The 16,391-nt window shown below is 27.8% G+C and carries 14 protein-coding genes and 2 tRNA genes; 11 read left to right on the top strand and 5 right to left on the bottom strand.

Features of this window, described 5'->3' with window-relative positions:
- Positions 1 to 442 precede the first annotated feature (442 nt).
- The 4 genes from nifJ to rpsT are packed head-to-tail and all read right to left on the bottom strand — an operon-like array spanning position 443 to position 6,261.
- Positions 443 to 3,994, bottom strand: coding sequence for a pyruvate:ferredoxin (flavodoxin) oxidoreductase (gene nifJ, locus AVBRAN9331_RS03240; RefSeq protein WP_214119808.1), 3,552 nt, complete (start codon positions 3,992 to 3,994; stop codon positions 443 to 445).
- A gap of 60 nt (positions 3,995 to 4,054) precedes the next feature.
- Entirely contained in the window at positions 4,055 to 4,924 is an 870-nt protein-coding gene (locus AVBRAN9331_RS03235; RefSeq protein WP_336612384.1) for a hypothetical protein, read from the bottom strand.
- Positions 4,921 to 5,988 carry a peptide chain release factor 1 gene (prfA, locus tag AVBRAN9331_RS03230; protein WP_336612383.1) on the bottom strand — a complete coding sequence of 356 codons (1,068 nt, stop codon included), beginning with the start codon at positions 5,986 to 5,988 and terminating at the stop codon, positions 4,921 to 4,923. The genes AVBRAN9331_RS03235 and prfA overlap by 4 nt, the downstream gene beginning before the upstream one ends.
- 6 nt (positions 5,989 to 5,994) lie before the next feature.
- The gene (gene rpsT / locus AVBRAN9331_RS03225; RefSeq protein WP_214117154.1) at positions 5,995 to 6,261 is read right to left on the bottom strand and encodes a 30S ribosomal protein S20; all 267 of its coding nucleotides are present in this window, start codon (positions 6,259 to 6,261) and stop codon (positions 5,995 to 5,997) included.
- A 99-nt stretch (positions 6,262 to 6,360) separates the two neighbouring features.
- Here rpsT and glmM point away from each other — a divergent pair, with 99 nt between their 5' ends.
- From glmM to AVBRAN9331_RS03190, 7 genes are all read left to right on the top strand, one after another.
- Entirely contained in the window at positions 6,361 to 7,683 is a 1,323-nt protein-coding gene (gene glmM, locus AVBRAN9331_RS03220; protein ID WP_336612382.1) for a phosphoglucosamine mutase, read from the top strand.
- Complete coding sequence (lspA, locus tag AVBRAN9331_RS03215) at positions 7,680 to 8,141, top strand: signal peptidase II (protein WP_214150231.1); 462 nt, start codon at positions 7,680 to 7,682, stop codon at positions 8,139 to 8,141. Before glmM ends, lspA begins: the two co-directional genes overlap by 4 nt.
- Positions 8,125 to 8,568 carry a protoporphyrinogen oxidase HemJ gene (gene hemJ / locus AVBRAN9331_RS03210; RefSeq protein ID WP_214117160.1) on the top strand — a complete coding sequence of 148 codons (444 nt, stop codon included), beginning with the start codon at positions 8,125 to 8,127 and terminating at the stop codon, positions 8,566 to 8,568. The genes lspA and hemJ overlap by 17 nt, the downstream gene beginning before the upstream one ends.
- A gap of 160 nt (positions 8,569 to 8,728) precedes the next feature.
- Entirely contained in the window at positions 8,729 to 9,460 is a 732-nt protein-coding gene (locus tag AVBRAN9331_RS03205) for an IclR family transcriptional regulator (protein WP_214117161.1), read from the top strand.
- A gap of 144 nt (positions 9,461 to 9,604) precedes the next feature.
- Entirely contained in the window at positions 9,605 to 10,915 is a 1,311-nt protein-coding gene (gene dcuC, locus AVBRAN9331_RS03200; protein ID WP_214117164.1) for a C4-dicarboxylate transporter DcuC, read from the top strand.
- Positions 10,916 to 11,036: 121 nt separating this feature from the next.
- On the top strand, positions 11,037 to 11,837 hold the full coding sequence (locus AVBRAN9331_RS03195; RefSeq protein WP_336612381.1) for an adenylosuccinate lyase: 801 nt from the start codon (positions 11,037 to 11,039) through the stop codon (positions 11,835 to 11,837).
- Positions 11,838 to 11,924: 87 nt separating this feature from the next.
- Positions 11,925 to 12,218, top strand: coding sequence for a DUF2325 domain-containing protein (locus AVBRAN9331_RS03190; RefSeq protein WP_214117178.1), 294 nt, complete (start codon positions 11,925 to 11,927; stop codon positions 12,216 to 12,218).
- Positions 12,219 to 12,273: 55 nt separating this feature from the next.
- On the opposite strand, the gene AVBRAN9331_RS03185 is transcribed toward AVBRAN9331_RS03190, so the two are convergent.
- Positions 12,274 to 13,263: a bifunctional 3,4-dihydroxy-2-butanone 4-phosphate synthase/GTP cyclohydrolase II gene (locus AVBRAN9331_RS03185; RefSeq protein WP_336612380.1), complete on the bottom strand. Its 990-nt coding sequence runs from the start codon at positions 13,261 to 13,263 to the stop codon at positions 12,274 to 12,276.
- A gap of 152 nt (positions 13,264 to 13,415) precedes the next feature.
- Between AVBRAN9331_RS03185 and AVBRAN9331_RS03180 the strand changes: the two genes are divergently transcribed.
- The 4 genes from AVBRAN9331_RS03180 to AVBRAN9331_RS03165 all read left to right on the top strand — a co-directional run bounded on the left by AVBRAN9331_RS03180 (position 13,416) and on the right by AVBRAN9331_RS03165 (position 15,831).
- Positions 13,416 to 13,490 (top strand) — tRNA-Gln (locus tag AVBRAN9331_RS03180).
- Positions 13,491 to 13,501: 11 nt separating this feature from the next.
- A tRNA-Met gene (locus AVBRAN9331_RS03175) sits at positions 13,502 to 13,577 on the top strand.
- Positions 13,578 to 13,600: 23 nt separating this feature from the next.
- Positions 13,601 to 14,971 carry a rolling circle replication-associated protein gene (locus AVBRAN9331_RS03170; protein WP_336612379.1) on the top strand — a complete coding sequence of 457 codons (1,371 nt, stop codon included), beginning with the start codon at positions 13,601 to 13,603 and terminating at the stop codon, positions 14,969 to 14,971.
- The gene (locus AVBRAN9331_RS03165; RefSeq protein WP_336612378.1) at positions 14,968 to 15,831 is read left to right on the top strand and encodes a tyrosine-type recombinase/integrase; all 864 of its coding nucleotides are present in this window, start codon (positions 14,968 to 14,970) and stop codon (positions 15,829 to 15,831) included. The genes AVBRAN9331_RS03170 and AVBRAN9331_RS03165 overlap by 4 nt, the downstream gene beginning before the upstream one ends.
- The last annotated feature ends 560 nt before the right edge of the window (positions 15,832 to 16,391 follow it).

Below are 16,391 nucleotides of genomic sequence, written 5' to 3'. Positions count from 1 at the left end.
AAATAAAATATCATCAATATTTATTAGCAATAAACTTATAAAAAGTTTCTTTTTTACTATTTTAATAATTAATAATTTTTCACATTGCTTATAAATCTATAGTATAAATTTACTAATATTTTAAATATTTAATTTGCCTTTATTTACGCTAATTTTGAATATATACTATTAAGCTTTAAATAGGCAAATTAACACCATTTAAGTAATTACTTTAATTTATAATAATTAGATGATATTTTTATATATTCTTAAAAAATAATTTTAATTTTTGAGTATAAAACTATGAAAGTGTTTTAATGCTTTTATAAGCGTCAATAATGTTTCTTATTTCTTCATAAAAAGATTAATATGATTAATAATTCACTAGTTATTAAAAAATTATATTAATGTTTTAAATTCTATTTGAGTAATAAAATAATCAAGCCCTAAAAAGGGCTTGAGATTATTCAGAAACGCTATAATCAGCTGCTGCTAAACGCTTTAATTGTCTATAGCGTCTTTGCGCATCTGCTTTGTTGCGAGCATATAGTTCTGCTGCTTCTTTTGGATTTCCTTTTTTTAGTGAGTTATAACGAACTTCTGCCATTAAGAACTCTTCATATAAATTCCAATCAGGTTCTTTTGAAGCAATTTTTAATGGATTTTTACCCTCTGCTTCTAATCTTGGATCAAATGTGTAAATTGGCCAATAACCACACTTAGTTGCGATTTCTGCGTGATCACCACTAGCACCCATTCCACCTTTAATTCCGTGAGCTATACAAGGGCTATAGCAAATAATTAAGCTTGGTCCATCGTAAGCTTCTGCTGCGATTAGTGCTTTAATAAAATGAGCATAATTTGCATTTGAATTTACTTGAGCTACGAAAATATTTCCATAAGTCATAGCAATTTGTCCTAAGTCTTTTTTCTGACTTGGCTTACCACTTGCAGCAAATTGTGCTACTGCACCTGTTCTAGTTGATTTTGAAGCTTGTCCGCCTGTATTTGAATAAACTTCAGTATCCATTACCAATACATTCACATCTTCTCCACTAGCTAAAACATGGTCAAGCCCACCATAACCAATATCATAAGCCCAGCCATCACCACCAAAAATCCATTGAGATTTTTTAGCTACATAGCTTTTTAGACCTAAAATTTCTTTAGCGCCTTCAAGCTCTGCGTGTTGTTCTAATAATGGAATTAGTCTATCTCTAACATCTGCTGTTATATCAGCATTTTTCTTATTAGCCAACCATTCGCCATAAAGAGCTGCAATTGCATTTGGAGCTTTATCTTTCGTATTAATCATAATATCTTCAATTCTATGGCGAATTGTCTCGGTAGCAACTCTCATACCCATACCAAACTCAGCATTATCTTCAAATAATGAGTTGCCCCAAGCAGGTCCAAAACCTTTATCATTTTTGCGATATGGAGTAGAAGGTGCTGAACCACCATAAATTGAGCTACAACCTGTTGCGTTAGCAATCATCATTCTCTCACCAAACATTCTAGTAACTAATGTAATATATGGAGTTTCACCACAACCTGGACATGCTCCGTGGAATTCAAATAATGGTTGTGCAAATTGAGCACCTTTTGTAGTATCTTTTGCTATAAAATTATCTTTATAAGTAACTTTATGGAATAAGTAATCAGCATTATCTTGTTCGCCTTTTTCTAGCTCTTCTTCAAGTGGAACCATAACAAGTGATTTTTCTTTACTTGGACATTCAGTTACACATAACTCACAACCTGTACAATCTAATGTTGAAACTTGAATTTTAAATTTAAGACTTTCGCCTTTTACACCTTTAGCATCAATTGAATGCTCTTTCACGCCTGCTGGAGCATTTGCCATTTCTTCATCATTAATTAAGAATGGGCGTATTACTGCATGTGGGCAAACTGATGCACATTGGTTACATTGAATACAATTTGCTTCAATCCATTTAGGAACCATAACACCAACACCACGCTTTTCATATTGTGTAGTTCCATGCTCAAAACTACCATCTTCATATCCAATAAATGCTGACACTGGTAAATCATCACCTTTTGCAGCGTTCATAGGTTTAACTATATTTTCAACAAAAGCAGTTCCTATGTATTTATCATCAGCTTTTTTCTCATCTATTACTAAATTAGCCCAAGCTGGATCAACAGTAACTTTTACTAAACCTTGTGCTCCAATATCAATAGCTTTATAGTTCATCTCAACTACTGCTTCGCCCTTTTTAACATAGCTTTTATATGCAAATTCTTTCATATATTTTTGAGCATCTTCATAATCAATAATTTTTGCTAATTTAAAGAATGCACTTTGCATAATTGTATTTGTTCTATTACCTAGTCCTATATCACGAGCAAGTTTTGTAGCATTTATGATATAAAAATTCACATTTTTTTCAGCTAGAACTTTTTTAACTTTATTAGGAATTTTTTCAATTGTAGTTTGTTCGTCCCAAATTGAGTTTAATAAGAAAGTTCCGTTTTCTCTAATACCTGCTAAAACATCATAAATGTCTAAATATGCAGCAACACTACAAGCAATAAAATGTGGGGTACTTACTAAATAAGTTGAAGTTATTGGCTTTTTAGAAAATCTTAAATGGCTTCTTGTATATCCACCTGATTTTTTACTATCATAAGCAAAATATGCTTGTGCATATAAATCAGTTTTATCTCCAATAATTTTAATTGAGTTTTTATTTGCACCTACTGTTCCATCAGCACCAAGTCCGTAGAATAAACATTCAGTTGTGCTTTCATCTCCTAATGAAATCTTTTTGCCTAGTGGTAATGAAAGATGAGTTACATCATCATTAATTCCAATTGTAAAATTATTTTTTGGTTTTTCTTGATTTAAATTCTCGTATACTGCAAGTAATTGTGCAGGGTCAACATCTTTTGAACTAAGACCATATCTACCACCTACAATTAAAGGCGCATTTTCTTTATCATAATATGCAGCTTTTATATCAAGATATAAAGGCTCGCCTATACTACCTGGTTCTTTTGTTCTGTCTAAAACTGCAATCTTTTTAACTGATTTTGGCATTTCTTCAAAGAAATATTTTAAGCTAAATGGTCTATATAAATGAACCATCATAACACCAACTTTTTCGCCTTTTTTGTTTAGATAATCAACCACTTCAGTTAAAGCTTCATTTACACTACCCATAGCAACAATTACACGAGTAGCATCAGCAGCACCATAATATACAAATGGTTTATAAGTTCTACCTGTAACTTTTGAAATCTCTTTCATATAATCAGCTACTACATCAGGTAAAGCATCATAAAATTTATTAGCTAACTCACGAGTTTGAAAATATATATCATCGTTTTGTGCAGTTCCACGAGTTTTTGGATGTTCAGGATTTAAACAGGTATCACGGAATGCTTGAACTGCATCCATATCAATTAATCTTTTAAATACTTCATAGTCCATTACTTCAATTTTTTGAATTTCATGAGATGTTCTAAATCCATCAAAGAAATGCATAAATGGAACTCTTCCTTTAATAGCACTAAGATGAGCAACACCAGCTAAATCCATAGCTTGTTGAACGCTATTTGAACATAGCATTGCAAAACCTGTTTGACGAGCTGCGTAAATATCTTGATGATCACCAAAAATTGATAAAGCTTGAGCAGCAATTGCACGAGCAGCAACATGTATAACACCAGGAAGCATTTGACCTGCGATTTTATACATATTTGGGATTTTAAGTAATAAACCTTGAGAAGCTGTATAAGTTGTAGTTAATGCACCAGCTTGTAACGAACCATGAACGCTACCAGCAGCACCTGCTTCACTTTGCATTTCAACAATTTTTACAGGCATTCCAAAAATATTTTTCTTTCCTTGAGAAGCCCAAATATCTGTATAATCAGCCATAGGTGAACTTGGAGTAATAGGATAAATTCCTGCGACTTCTGTGAACGCATAGGCAGCATATGCAGCGGCTTCGTTACCATCCATTGTTTTCATAACTTTTGCCATAATTTTTTCCTTTTTTATAGAATTTGTGTTTCAATTTTACTCAAAGCTTATAAATAAATGTTAATTTGATTCAAGTTTGTAAGTGCTAGAAAATAGGACATTTTTAGTATTGTAAATATTGTCAATCAAAAAAGTTACTGATTTAATTTTAGGGTTAATTATTTCATCATAATGAGTAAATAAACTTTCAAAAAATATAATATTTTCATTATTTTTTAAAAATGGTTTTATGATTTCTTTAAATTCTATAAAAATAATTTTAATTAAATCAAAATTTTCAATCTTAAACTCAATTTTTTTATTTCTTATTTTAAAACTAATTTTACTTGTATTTGAAAGATTGATTTGTAAATTAGTCGCTATTTTAGAATAATCAATTGCGTTATTTACAACACTATATTTTACTCTAAAATCTATACTAATATCATTTAACATATCAAGAATAGATTTATAAGCAGTTTTATTTAAATACCAAGATAAAAATGCTAAATCATCTTTTACATTGTCATTAAACTTCAGATTATCAACATTAAATTCAAATTCTGAACTCATATTAAACAAGCTAGTATCATCAAAATAATATTTATTTTTATCAAAATAATATTCTAAATTATTCTTTTCTATAAAAGAGTATTTTAAATCTTTAAAATCCTTTTCAAGTAATTGTAAAAAATTATAAAATGCAACTCTGTTTTTAATATAAATATTAGAGAATTTAAAATATTTAAAAACTCCATTTTCTATAAAACATTCAGTATAACTTGAACATTCCACCTTAGCTGCTATATATAATTTTTCAAGTAATTTTACTAGATAATCTATTTCTTGTTTTTGCTTGATTATATTTCTTTGTTCTTTTTGATAATTATCATACAAAAACACACTAGTTGTTAATACAACAACAAGTATGCTTAAAATTATTTTTTTCATAAATTAGCTTCGTTTAAAGCCTCTGATTGATAGTGAGCTATTAGTGGTTCAATGATTTCATCTAATAAACCATCTTGCATAATTATGTCTAATCTATGTAAAGTAAGATTTATTCTGTGATCACTTATTCTATTTTGTGGATAATTATAAGTTCTAATTCTTTCACTTCTATCTCCACTTCCAACTTGAGATTTTCTACTCTCTCGCTCTTTTGCTAATCTTTCTTGCTCTTGCATTTCATAAAGTCTTGCTTTTAAAACTTTTAAAGCACTTTCTTTATTTTTATGCTGACTTTTACCATCTTGATTAACAACAACTAAACCTGTTGGAATATGCGTAATTCTAACTGCAGAATCAGTAGTATTTACACTCTGACCACCATGACCACTACTTCTCATTACATCAATTTTTAAATCATTTGGATTTATTTCAATATCACTATCTTCTACTTCAGGCATAACTGCAACGGTTATAGCACTTGTATGAACTCTGCCTTGAGATTCTGTAGCAGGAACTCTTTGAACTCTGTGTGTGCCACCTTCGTATTTTAATCTTGAATAAGCTTTATCACCTTTAATTAATAAAATAATCTCCTTAAATCCACCTGCACTGCCTTCACTTTGACTAACTACTTCTATTTTATAATTTTTATCTTCAGCATATCTTGCATAAGCTTTAAATAAATCTCCGACAAATAAAGCAGCTTCATCTCCACCAGTTCCAGCTCTAATTTCTAAGAAAATATTCTTATCATCATTTGGGTCTTTTGGTAATAAAAGTATTTTTATTTCTTCTTCCAATTTAGGTTTTAATTCTTCTAATTCTTTTAATTCTTCTTTAGCTAAATCACCTAAATCAGAATCTTGCAATAAAGTTTTATTTTCTTCAATTGAATCTAGCGTATTTAAATATTTTTTAGCAACCTCAACTATATCTTCTAAACTTTTTTGTTCTTTTGATAAGGCTGTAACTTTTGCTAAATCTGTAGTATTTTCAATATTACTTAAAAACGCTTGAATTTCTTCATAGCGTTTTAAGAAAGGTTCAAGTTTGCTTGCTAGCATTAAAAATTATGCACCAATTTTATTTACTAAAAGTGCTAAACGACTTACTTTTCTTGAAGCTGTTTGTTTTTTAATAAAACCACGGCTTACCATTTCGTGAATTTTTTTATTAGCTACTTTTAAAGCTGCTGCTGCCGCTTCATTATCATTAGCTGCTGCTGCTTCACGAACTGCACGAGTAATGTTTTTAAGTCTTGTTCTATAGAATCTGTTTCTAATAGTTTTTTTAATTGTTTGTCTAGCTCTTTTTTCTGATGATTTATGATTTGCCATAAAAAATTCCTTCGTAAAAATTTTTAAAAGACTGATTTTAGTAAAGTTTTGTTAAAATAATCTTAATTCAAAATTAAAATCATACTGAAAGGCAAAAAAATGATATTTGGAACAGATGGAATTAGAGGTTTTGCAGGTAATGATTTAAGTGCTTTTAAAGCTCTTAAAGCTGCTATGGCTATTGGAATTTTTTTTAAAAATAAAGCATTAACAAAAAAAGTAATAGTTGGAAAAGATACTAGAAGAAGTGGTTATATGATAGAAAATGCAATCGTTAGTGGTCTTAATGCAGTAGGTTTTAATGTATTGCAAATTGGCCCTATGCCTACACCTGCTGTTGCTTTTTTAAGTCAAGATTTAAGATGTGATTTTGCTATTATGATAAGTGCTTCTCATAATCCTTATTATGATAATGGTATTAAAGTATTTGATGCTAATGGATTTAAATTAAGCGAAAGCGAAGAACTTGAAATAGATAAAATATTTAATGATGATAATTTAATTAATTCACATCTTGTAATAAAGGATAAAATCGGCTCTGCAAAAAGAATTGATGATGTAATAGGTAGATATATAGTTCATATTAAAAATTCTTTTCCAAAAGATACAACCTTAAAAAACCTTAGAATTGTGTTAGATTGTGCAAATGGAGCTGCTTATAAGGTTGCACCTGCTGTCTTTTCTGAATTAGGAGCTGATGTTATAACATTAGCTTGTGAGCCAAATGGAATAAATATTAATGATAATTGTGGAGCACTTCATCCAAATATGTTAGCTAAAGAAGTAAAAAGATTAAGAGCTGATGTTGGGTTTGCTTTTGATGGAGATGCTGATAGATTGGTTGTGGTTGATGAAAACGGAGAAATCATTAATGGAGATATTTTATTAGGGGTTTTAGCAAAAGCTTTAAAAGATAATAATAATTTAAGCGGTGTTGCAATTAGCAAAATGAGCAATATGGGATTTTTAAATTATCTTAAAAAACACGATATTTCTTATGTTACAACCGATGTTGGAGATAAATATATTCTACACGCAATGCAAGATAAAAATTATAATTTTGGTGGAGAGCAAAGCGGACATATAATTTTTAGCGATTACGCAAAAACTGGAGATGGTGTAGTAGCAGCACTTCAAGTAGCAAAATTATTATTAAATAAAAAAGCTAGCGAGATTTTTAGCGAAATTAAATTATTTCCACAAAGCCTAACAAACCTAAAAATCACAGAAAAAAAACCTTTAGATAAATTAGAAGGCATAGATAACTTATATGAAAAATTAAATAAAAATAATGTGAATTATTTATTTAGATATTCAGGAACTGAAAATTTAATGAGAATATTACTTGAATGTGAAAATGAAAAAACCTTAAAAAATATGGAAAATGAATGTATAAAATACTTTCAAAGTGTGCTAGTATGAGAAAAAAAATTATCATCTCAAGTCTTATAATAGCCATTGTAATAATCTTAGATAGACTTAGTAAAAATATATTTTTAGCAGGTTATGAATGGCATTTTACCCCTATTAGTTTTTATTTAGTTTTTAATGATGGGGTTGCTTTTTCAATGCTAAGTTTTTTACAAGAATATCTAAAATATATTCAAATAATGTTGCTTATAATTGCTGGAATACTTTTAGTTAAAGAAAAAAAATTCCTAAACGATAATTATTATGCCCTATCATTCATATTAGCTGGGGGCATAAGCAATATTTATGATAGGTTTTTATATCCTGGAGTTATTGATTTTATAGCTTGGCATTATTGGTTTAACTTCGCTGTTTTTAATATTGCTGATGTGTGTATTAACCTTGGCGTTATTATAATAATTTTAAAAGAAATTTTTAAGAAAAGGAAGAAAAATGGAATTTCTAGCTAACAATTATGATTGGATAAAATGGCTTCATTACTTAGCGTTTATTTCTTGGATGGCGACTTTGTTTTATTTGCCACGCCTTTATGTATATCATCAAGAACATTCACATAAAAAAGAATTTGTTGAAGTTGTAAAAATTCAAGAAGATAAATTGTTTTATTTCATAGGACAACCTTCTATGATAATCACACTACTTACTGGAATTTTAATGATTAGTGCTAATTCAACCTTGATGAAACTTGGTTATTTTCATCTTAAATTATTGTGTGTTGTTCTACTACTGATTTATCATTTTGATTGCTTAAGATACCTTAAACAACTAAAAAACGATACTTGTAAAAAAAGTGGTAAATTTTTTAGAGCTTATAACGAAGTGCCTACTATAATAATGATAGGTATAATTACTGCAATGATTATAAGACCATTTTAAATAGGAATATAACATATTCCTATTTAAACAATAATGTATATTATTAGTTTAAATTCTTTTAAAAACTAAATAATAATACTAAGCTAAAAAACTTGTAATTTTAAGAGATAATTAAGAAATATCTAATATATTAAAATATCTTACATAAATAGGAAAAATCTTGGATACTTTACATCAACCAACTTTAAGGGTTATTAAAATTTTAGAGACTTTAAAAAATTGTGATGAAGGTCTTAACATAACACAAATTTCAAAAGAATGTAAAATCAGTGTGGGAACTCTTCATCCTATTTTAAAAACACTTTGTGAATTAGATTATTTAAGTTTTGATAATAAAAATTATAAATTATCTTTTTGTCTAAATCCAGAACTAGAACAAAGGAAATCTACAAAAATTATAATTTATTATATGGATGAGCTAGCTAAAAAAATAAGATTAGCCGTGCAATTAGGGATTTTAAATGGTAAAAAAGTAATTTACTTACATAAAAGTGAAGGTAATGAAAAAATTATTCTAAAGACAAAAGCTGGAGATGTAGCCAATGCTAACGCAACTGCTCTTGGTAAAGCATTGTTATTTGATAAGAATTTAAATGAATTAAAAAGTATTTTCAAAAAACAAATTCTAGAGCAAAATACTGCAAGAACAATCAATAATATAAATGATTTATACGACAATATTCAGTATTGTAAAAATCTAGGTTATTCTTATGAATACGGGGAATATGATGATGATTTTTCTTGTTTTGCTGTGCCTATTTATAAAAACCAACAAATATTTGCTGCAATTAGTGTTACTATCTTGAAATTTCATATAAATGATGAAAAAAAGGATTTAATAACAACAGAATTATTAAAATATAAAAAAATTATAGAAGAGCAATTACAATAATTATTTTAATAGTATTTAATATTTATATTAAATATATTTTAATTATTGCTTTATCATTTTTATAATTTATATCAAATTAACAACTTTCAGTTAGAATAAATGAAAATTAATTTTAATTTTTATTACTTAATTTAAGGAGAAAATATGGAAAGTTTTGCAATTCTTAAAATTGCACTAGCGTTAATAGTAGTAATTGTTACTATTACACTTTTAATTAAACGCCACGAATCAAGAATGGTTCTATTTACAAGTGGTGTTGTTTTATGTATTATTGCAGGTGCTCCAATGGACGCACTAGAAGCTTTTACTAAAGCGATAAAAAAGGCAAACATTATTGAACCAATAGTTGCTGCTATGGGTTTTGCTTATGTTTTAAAGCTTACAACTTGCGATAAGCATTTAGTTCATGCTTTGTCAAAAGTATTAAAATATGCAGGTATTTTTCTAGTTCCTGGAGCTGTATTAATCACTGCATTTATTAATATTTCAGTAACTTCTGCTGCTGGTTGCTCTGCTGCTGTTGGTGCGGTTATTATCCCGCTACTTATGAGAATGGGGGTTCATCCTGCACTTGCTGCTTCAACCGTTTTATTAGGAACTTATGGAAGCGCAAATCTAAACCCTGGTTATCATCAGACAAATATAGTCGCTGAAGTTAGTAAAGTAAATGTAATGGAAGTAATTCATTATGAAGCGTTTTATTTTGGAGTAAGTGCTGTAATTTGTGCTTTTGGATTGATGATTGTTGGCTTACTTTTAAAAGAATATAAAGGTTATGTTCTTGAAGATGAAAGCAATGATGATAAAGATTTCAAAATCAATCCTATAAAAGCTATTGTTCCAATTGTTCCTGTTGCTATACTTTTAGTTCTTAGCAATTCGCATTTTAAAGAATGGTATGAAGCTACTTTTGCACTTAAAGTTCCAAAAGTTGGCATTGGTCATGCAATGATTATTGGCTCATTATTAGCATTTATTACTTGCTTTAAAGATGTAAAAGCCGGTGAAGTTATGAAGAAATTTTGTGCTGGTATGGGTGAAGGATTTTCACATGTATATGGAATCATTATTTGTGCGGGGATATTCGTTGCAGGGCTTGAAGCTATGGGATTTGTTCAACAATTAATTGATTTTATGAAATCAAACCCAAATATTGCAACTTTCATAGGTTCTGTTGGAACTTTTGCCCTAGCCTTAATAACAGGTAGCGGAGATGCTGCCGGAATAGCATTTAATCAAGCTGTAACAATAAAAGCAGCAGATATTGGACTAGACCCTATGCACCTTGGCTCTGTTGTAACTGCTGTAGCTGGACTTGGAAGAAGTATGAGCCCTATTGCAGGAGCTGCTATTATATGTGCTACTTATGCGAAGGTTAATCCAATTGAACTAGCTAAAAGAAATGCAATACCAACAATTATTGCAGCAATAGTATATGTATTAATCGCTATTTAAATTCTACATTGCAAAAGGAAAATTAATATTATTTCCTTTTGCAAAAGTTCTTTTAAAAATTACTACAATTATATTTGGAATACAAATTGCTTATTTATAAAAAACTTAATAAAGGTTATAAATGCAAGTTGTACAGAATTTAGAATCAATTAGTATAAATACTCAAGATTTTTTATTTTTTAAAGAAATGAAAGAAATAATTAATAAAAATTTTTCACAAAATATCGGAAAGAAAAGCAAATTAATATCATTTTATGTTGAAAATGAAATTCCACAAAGAAGATATTTTTTAAAATTACTATCAATATTGAATAAAAAATATAATAATGAACAACTTCAAAATATAAATACCGCATATTATAAAAAATTTAAACTAAATCTAGTAAGTGTAAATAGCCTAAAAGCAATGATAAATTGTAAGCTTGATTTTATGAGAAAAGATATAATTTTAAATTTCTCAAATCTTGAAAAAAATTTAATAATTTATCTTTCTAATTATTTTAAAGAGCACGATATAAAAATATTAAAAACTAAATTTATTATCACTTATAAAGATGAAAATACCTTAAGTTTATTAGATAAACTATGTGCTTGTAACGAGCATTTAAATTACTGCGTAAGCTTTAGTCTAAGCGAATTGGCTTATTTGCAATTTAAAAAAGAAATTAAAAATGAGCTGAAAAAAGACAATAGGTTTTTAAATGTTTGTATGCTTTTAGAAGAACATTTTAAAACATTGGGAGTGGAAGTAGGAGCTAGTTTTGATGTTGTAAGGAATAAATATCTTAAGTTAAGTAAAGTTTATCATCCTGATTTTCACTCGGAAAAAAGTGAAGAAGTAAAAAGAGTGTTAAAAGAAAAATTTGAAGAAATAAATATCGCATATGAAAGCCTAAAACCATTGTATAAAAATGTAAGTTAATATAATTGTTATAAATTTATAATAATTATCAGTTTCTTTAAAGGTTAATTGAGTATCATACTCAAAATTATTTTTAAGGAGAGTTTTATGTCAGTTTTGGTTATTGGTGCAGATGAGATTACCCCTATTAAAGCAGTTTTACATGACTTAGGTGCAAAAACAATCACTCATTGGGATGCTAGAAATGAAAATAGAGTAAATCGTCAAAGCATTCCACAAGATACTGGCTGTGTTGTTATGCTTACAAGTTTTTTAAATCATAACACTATGAAAAAAATAAAAAGTCAAGCTAAAAAAAGAAATATACCTTTAGTATGTGCTAAGCGTTCTGTTAGCTGTGTGTATTGTGAATACTGCAAGGTTTTGGGTTTAAATAAATAAGTTTTAAAATAGAATTTGAAATCAATTATTTAATTTCAAATTCTAAATATTTTAATTATTCAATAATTAAGCCAAAGCCACTTAAGGCTGCAAATTGTTCTTGATTGCCTAAAAATTTAAACTTATTAATGCCTAAATCTTTTAAAATCTGTGCTCCTATGCCATAGTTTTTATCATCGCTTTTTAAGCCTTCCATAAATACTAGCATACCACCTTCTTTACTTAAATCATCTATTGATTTTAAAGTTTCTTCTAATTTAGTAGCATTTAAAATATTAATATCTTTAGAGCTCTTATAAAACTTAATCAGACTTTTTTCATTTTTACCTGCAAAAGCAAAAATAGTGTGAATATCTCCTAAAAAATCTTTATATACAATCTTTTTAACATCTTTACATAGTAATTTGGTTTTTTCTTCACTAATTTTTGATACTAAGCTTTCATTTTGCAATCTATATTTAATTAAGTCTTCAATAGTTACTAATTTTATATTGTGCTTTTTGCCAAATTCTATTAAATCATCACGTCTAGCCATTGTTCCATCAGGATTCATAATTTCACAAATTACACAAGCAGGAGTAAGACCAGCTAATTTACACATATCAACCGTTCCTTCCGTATGCCCTGTTCTAACTAATACACCGCCATCTTTTGCTATTAACGGATTAATATGACCAGGTCTTACAAAATCACTTGCAACTGCATTTTTATTTGCAAATAATTTTATAGTAGCATCTCTTTCGCTAGAACTAACACCTGTACTTGCCGTTTTAATATCTACCGTAATAGTAAATGCCGTTTCATGATTAGAAGTATTTTTAGGAACCATTAGCGGTAATTCAAAATGCTCTGCAATTTTTTTATCTAGTGCTACACAAACAACGCCCCTAGCATGTGTTAATGTAAAATTCACCTTTTCTGGCGTGCTAAATTCTGCTGGAAAAATCAAATCACCTTCATTCTCCCTATCTTCAGCATCTAGCATTATCAACATATTTCCCTTTTTTAATTCTTTTATACCTTCTTCTATACTAACAAAAAACATATTTTTCCTTTTAATAATTATTTTAATTAAGTGTATGTAAAAATAATATATAAATGTTTAGAAATACAAAAAAATAAGTAAAAATTATTTTTTTAAAAATTTTACTTGACAAATATATTTTTTTGATATATAATCACGCTTTTAATTTGCATTGGGGTATCGCCAAGCGGTAAGGCAACAGGTTTTGGTCCTGTCATTCAGGGGTTCGAATCCCTTTACCCCATCCACTTTTATTTATCGCGAAATAGAGCAGTGGTTAGCTCGTCGGGCTCATAACCCGAAGGTCGGGGGTTCAAATCCCTCTTTCGCAACCATTTCAAGTAGGAAATGGGAATAAATGAAAAAAAATCTTAAAAAAGAAAGGATAATAAATGTTAAAAGGGAATTTAATAATATGTATTATCGTTCTTTTCACTCGTCAAATTATGGATTATACCTATACGAAAATAATCTAATTAAAGAAAAAATAAAAAACAACTCATCAAATATTTTAATCAAAAACGAATTCAAAGATAATTATAATTATTCTTTTTTCAACACTAAAAATAGAGATTTTAATATAAATTGCAAAGAATATCAAAAAATATTAGAAAAATATCATAAGCAAAAAATATTTTTAAAATATTCTTATTTAATTAATAAAAAAACTTTTGCAGTTAATAAAGAAAAAAATTTAATGAGTGTTTCATATAGTGCAAATCACTCTTTAAAATATTATTCAGAAATGCAAAATCTAATTGATTATTATAATTATACTAATGGCGTTTTAAGAAATTACATTCCTTTATTTTTAACAATTACTCTTGATGGTTGCTATCGTGATTTTTTAAATGGTGATTTTAGTCGCTTTAATGCCGAAAGAAATCATCACGAAATACCTAAAGACTTAAGGTATAAATATTCATTAAAGCATTCTTATAGTATTAATGATTTAGTAAAAGTTTTAAATTACCAACATAAAAAAATGCGAGATAGGTATTTAAATAAATATAAAGATATAAAACACGATTATATAAAAGTATTTGAACCACATAAAAATGGAGTTCCGCATTTGCATTGCTTATGGTTTATTCCTAATGATAAAGAATTAATTCAGTATTTAAAAAAAATATTTATTGAATGTTGTCCTGCCCCACAAAATAAAAGTAAAAAAGGCTTAGGCACAGAGCAAAATAAAAATGAAGAATTACAAGGCTTTCAAATAAGTATAAAAAACTCAAGTGCTTACATTATTAAATATATTCAAAAAACCTTTAGAGATGTAAAAAATAATTGTAAATTAAGCAAAATTAACGCTTGGTATATCGTAAATAAAGTTAGGCGTTTTACTCGTTCTAATATTATTACAAATAATAACCAATCTTTTCCATTAAAAATATGGAGAACTCTAGGGGGATACTTTCAAGATTATTTAAAAGAATATGAATATTTTTCAGATACTGGAAAAAGCTTTTATAGACCTATAAAACTTAATGAGTTTATTCAATACTTTGAATATGGTTCTAGTTATATTTCATATAATTTTAACACTAAAAAAGCACCTTTTTTTATTGATGTAGTTATTAATAATTTTAGGTTTTTTTATACTAAAAAAACCTTATTTATAACTAAGCTTTATCATAATAAAGAGAAGATTATACATAAACAAAAAAATAATTCTTATTGTGTTTTACCATATAGCAAAAATCATATAAGGGGTATAATATGATTTTTCAAGATTTATTTAATCAGTATCTAGTTTTAATAAAAGAACAAATCGCAGACCATTCTTATAAGTGTTATATATCTATATATAATAAATATATTAAAAATAATAAATTAGGCTTAACACTATGTAAGGATATAAATTACCCCCTAATACAAAACTTTATTAATGAGCTAATGCAGACAAAAGCACCTAAAACTGCTAAAAATGTTTTAAGCGTTCTTAATCAAGTTATAAAACTAGGAGAACAATTAGAATTAATAAATAAAAATCCTTGCAGATTAGTTAAAATCAAGCCATTTGATAATAAGCGTTATTTTAATCATTCTTTAGATATTCAAAAGAAAATTATAAGAAGTATTAAAGATTTTAACGACCCTTTAGCAGACTTTTTATTTTTTCTTATGCAAGGTAGGAGAGTTAATGAAATTAGGCTTATTAAATGGCGTGATATAGATTTTAAAAATAATGAATACACTATAATTTCAGAGCATTCAAAAGTTAGAAAAACAATGAAATTTTATTTAATTGAAGAATTAGCAGAAAGATTAAAAAATAGATTACATAACACCGATTTTTATAAGCTTGATGATTATGTTTTTACAAACCCACAAACAAAAACACATTATAGTGATTTTAGGCGTTTATGGGAAAGGTTTTTAAAAACTTATAATTTACCCAAGTTTAGAATACACGATTTAAGGCACTTAATTGGAACTTATAGTATTAATTATTTAGGTCAAAGTATTGAAAGTGTTATGCATACTTTAGGGCATACAAATATAAACACAACTAAACGATATATAACTCAACAAACTAAGCAATCTAAAGAAGTTATGACAAATATATTTTTAAGTATTTAGTATTTTATGTGGTTAGTGCTACCCACCCACTTGTAATAGTTATTTCTAGTTTTAAGCTCTTATTAAGTAGCACTAACTTATAATATAGCCAAGTTGTTTTAAAAAAGATTTTTCTATCTAGTGTAATTCACTAGATAGGATTATTAATATTAATATTATTAATAACACCTTATCCATTCAAAATCCTTAACCTATTACAAGCGGTAAGAAACTTAAAACGATACCATTATATTAATAAAAACTTAAAATATATTTATTTAATCATAATTACTTTAGTATTTCTTTATGGTGGGGGGGGTATGGGGGAGTCCCCCATATAGGCAAAAAGGTGTTACTTTTTGCCGTAGCCCCTTAAGTTAATGCGTTAGCATTAACACCATAAACGCAAAAAATACTTTTTATTTTTATAAACCATTTCAAACAATAATAACCATTTCTTATTAGGCTTTTAAATAACCTTAATTATTGTTAGTAGTCTTGCAAAGCTATATCTTAGAGTTTGATAAATCTAATACAAATTATTTAGATATGCAAAAAAGGGCGTGAGTTATGGCGGGGGG

The organism is Campylobacter sp. RM9331 (assembly GCF_020137685.1).
Lineage (GTDB): Bacteria > Campylobacterota > Campylobacteria > Campylobacterales > Campylobacteraceae > Campylobacter_E.
The sequence above is the reverse complement of the archived record's forward strand: the minus strand, read 5'-3'. Positions and strand labels throughout refer to the sequence as shown.

Excerpts from the sequence above, each read along its gene's own strand:
- nifJ (WP_214119808.1), bottom strand. The coding sequence starts at position 3,994 with ATGGCAAAAGTTATGAAAACAATGGATGGTAACGAAGCCGCTGCATAT.
- AVBRAN9331_RS03235 (WP_336612384.1), bottom strand. The coding sequence starts at position 4,924 with ATGAAAAAAATAATTTTAAGCATACTTGTTGTTGTATTAACAACTAGT.
- prfA (WP_336612383.1), bottom strand. The coding sequence starts at position 5,988 with ATGCTAGCAAGCAAACTTGAACCTTTCTTAAAACGCTATGAAGAAATT.
- rpsT (WP_214117154.1), bottom strand. The coding sequence starts at position 6,261 with ATGGCAAATCATAAATCATCAGAAAAAAGAGCTAGACAAACAATTAAA.
- glmM (WP_336612382.1), top strand. The coding sequence starts at position 6,361 with ATGATATTTGGAACAGATGGAATTAGAGGTTTTGCAGGTAATGATTTA.
- lspA (WP_214150231.1), top strand. The coding sequence starts at position 7,680 with ATGAGAAAAAAAATTATCATCTCAAGTCTTATAATAGCCATTGTAATA.
- hemJ (WP_214117160.1), top strand. The coding sequence starts at position 8,125 with ATGGAATTTCTAGCTAACAATTATGATTGGATAAAATGGCTTCATTAC.
- dcuC (WP_214117164.1), top strand. The coding sequence starts at position 9,605 with ATGGAAAGTTTTGCAATTCTTAAAATTGCACTAGCGTTAATAGTAGTA.
- AVBRAN9331_RS03195 (WP_336612381.1), top strand. The coding sequence starts at position 11,037 with ATGCAAGTTGTACAGAATTTAGAATCAATTAGTATAAATACTCAAGAT.
- AVBRAN9331_RS03190 (WP_214117178.1), top strand. The coding sequence starts at position 11,925 with ATGTCAGTTTTGGTTATTGGTGCAGATGAGATTACCCCTATTAAAGCA.
- AVBRAN9331_RS03185 (WP_336612380.1), bottom strand. The coding sequence starts at position 13,263 with ATGTTTTTTGTTAGTATAGAAGAAGGTATAAAAGAATTAAAAAAGGGA.
- AVBRAN9331_RS03170 (WP_336612379.1), top strand. The coding sequence starts at position 13,601 with ATGAAAAAAAATCTTAAAAAAGAAAGGATAATAAATGTTAAAAGGGAA.
- AVBRAN9331_RS03165 (WP_336612378.1), top strand. The coding sequence starts at position 14,968 with ATGATTTTTCAAGATTTATTTAATCAGTATCTAGTTTTAATAAAAGAA.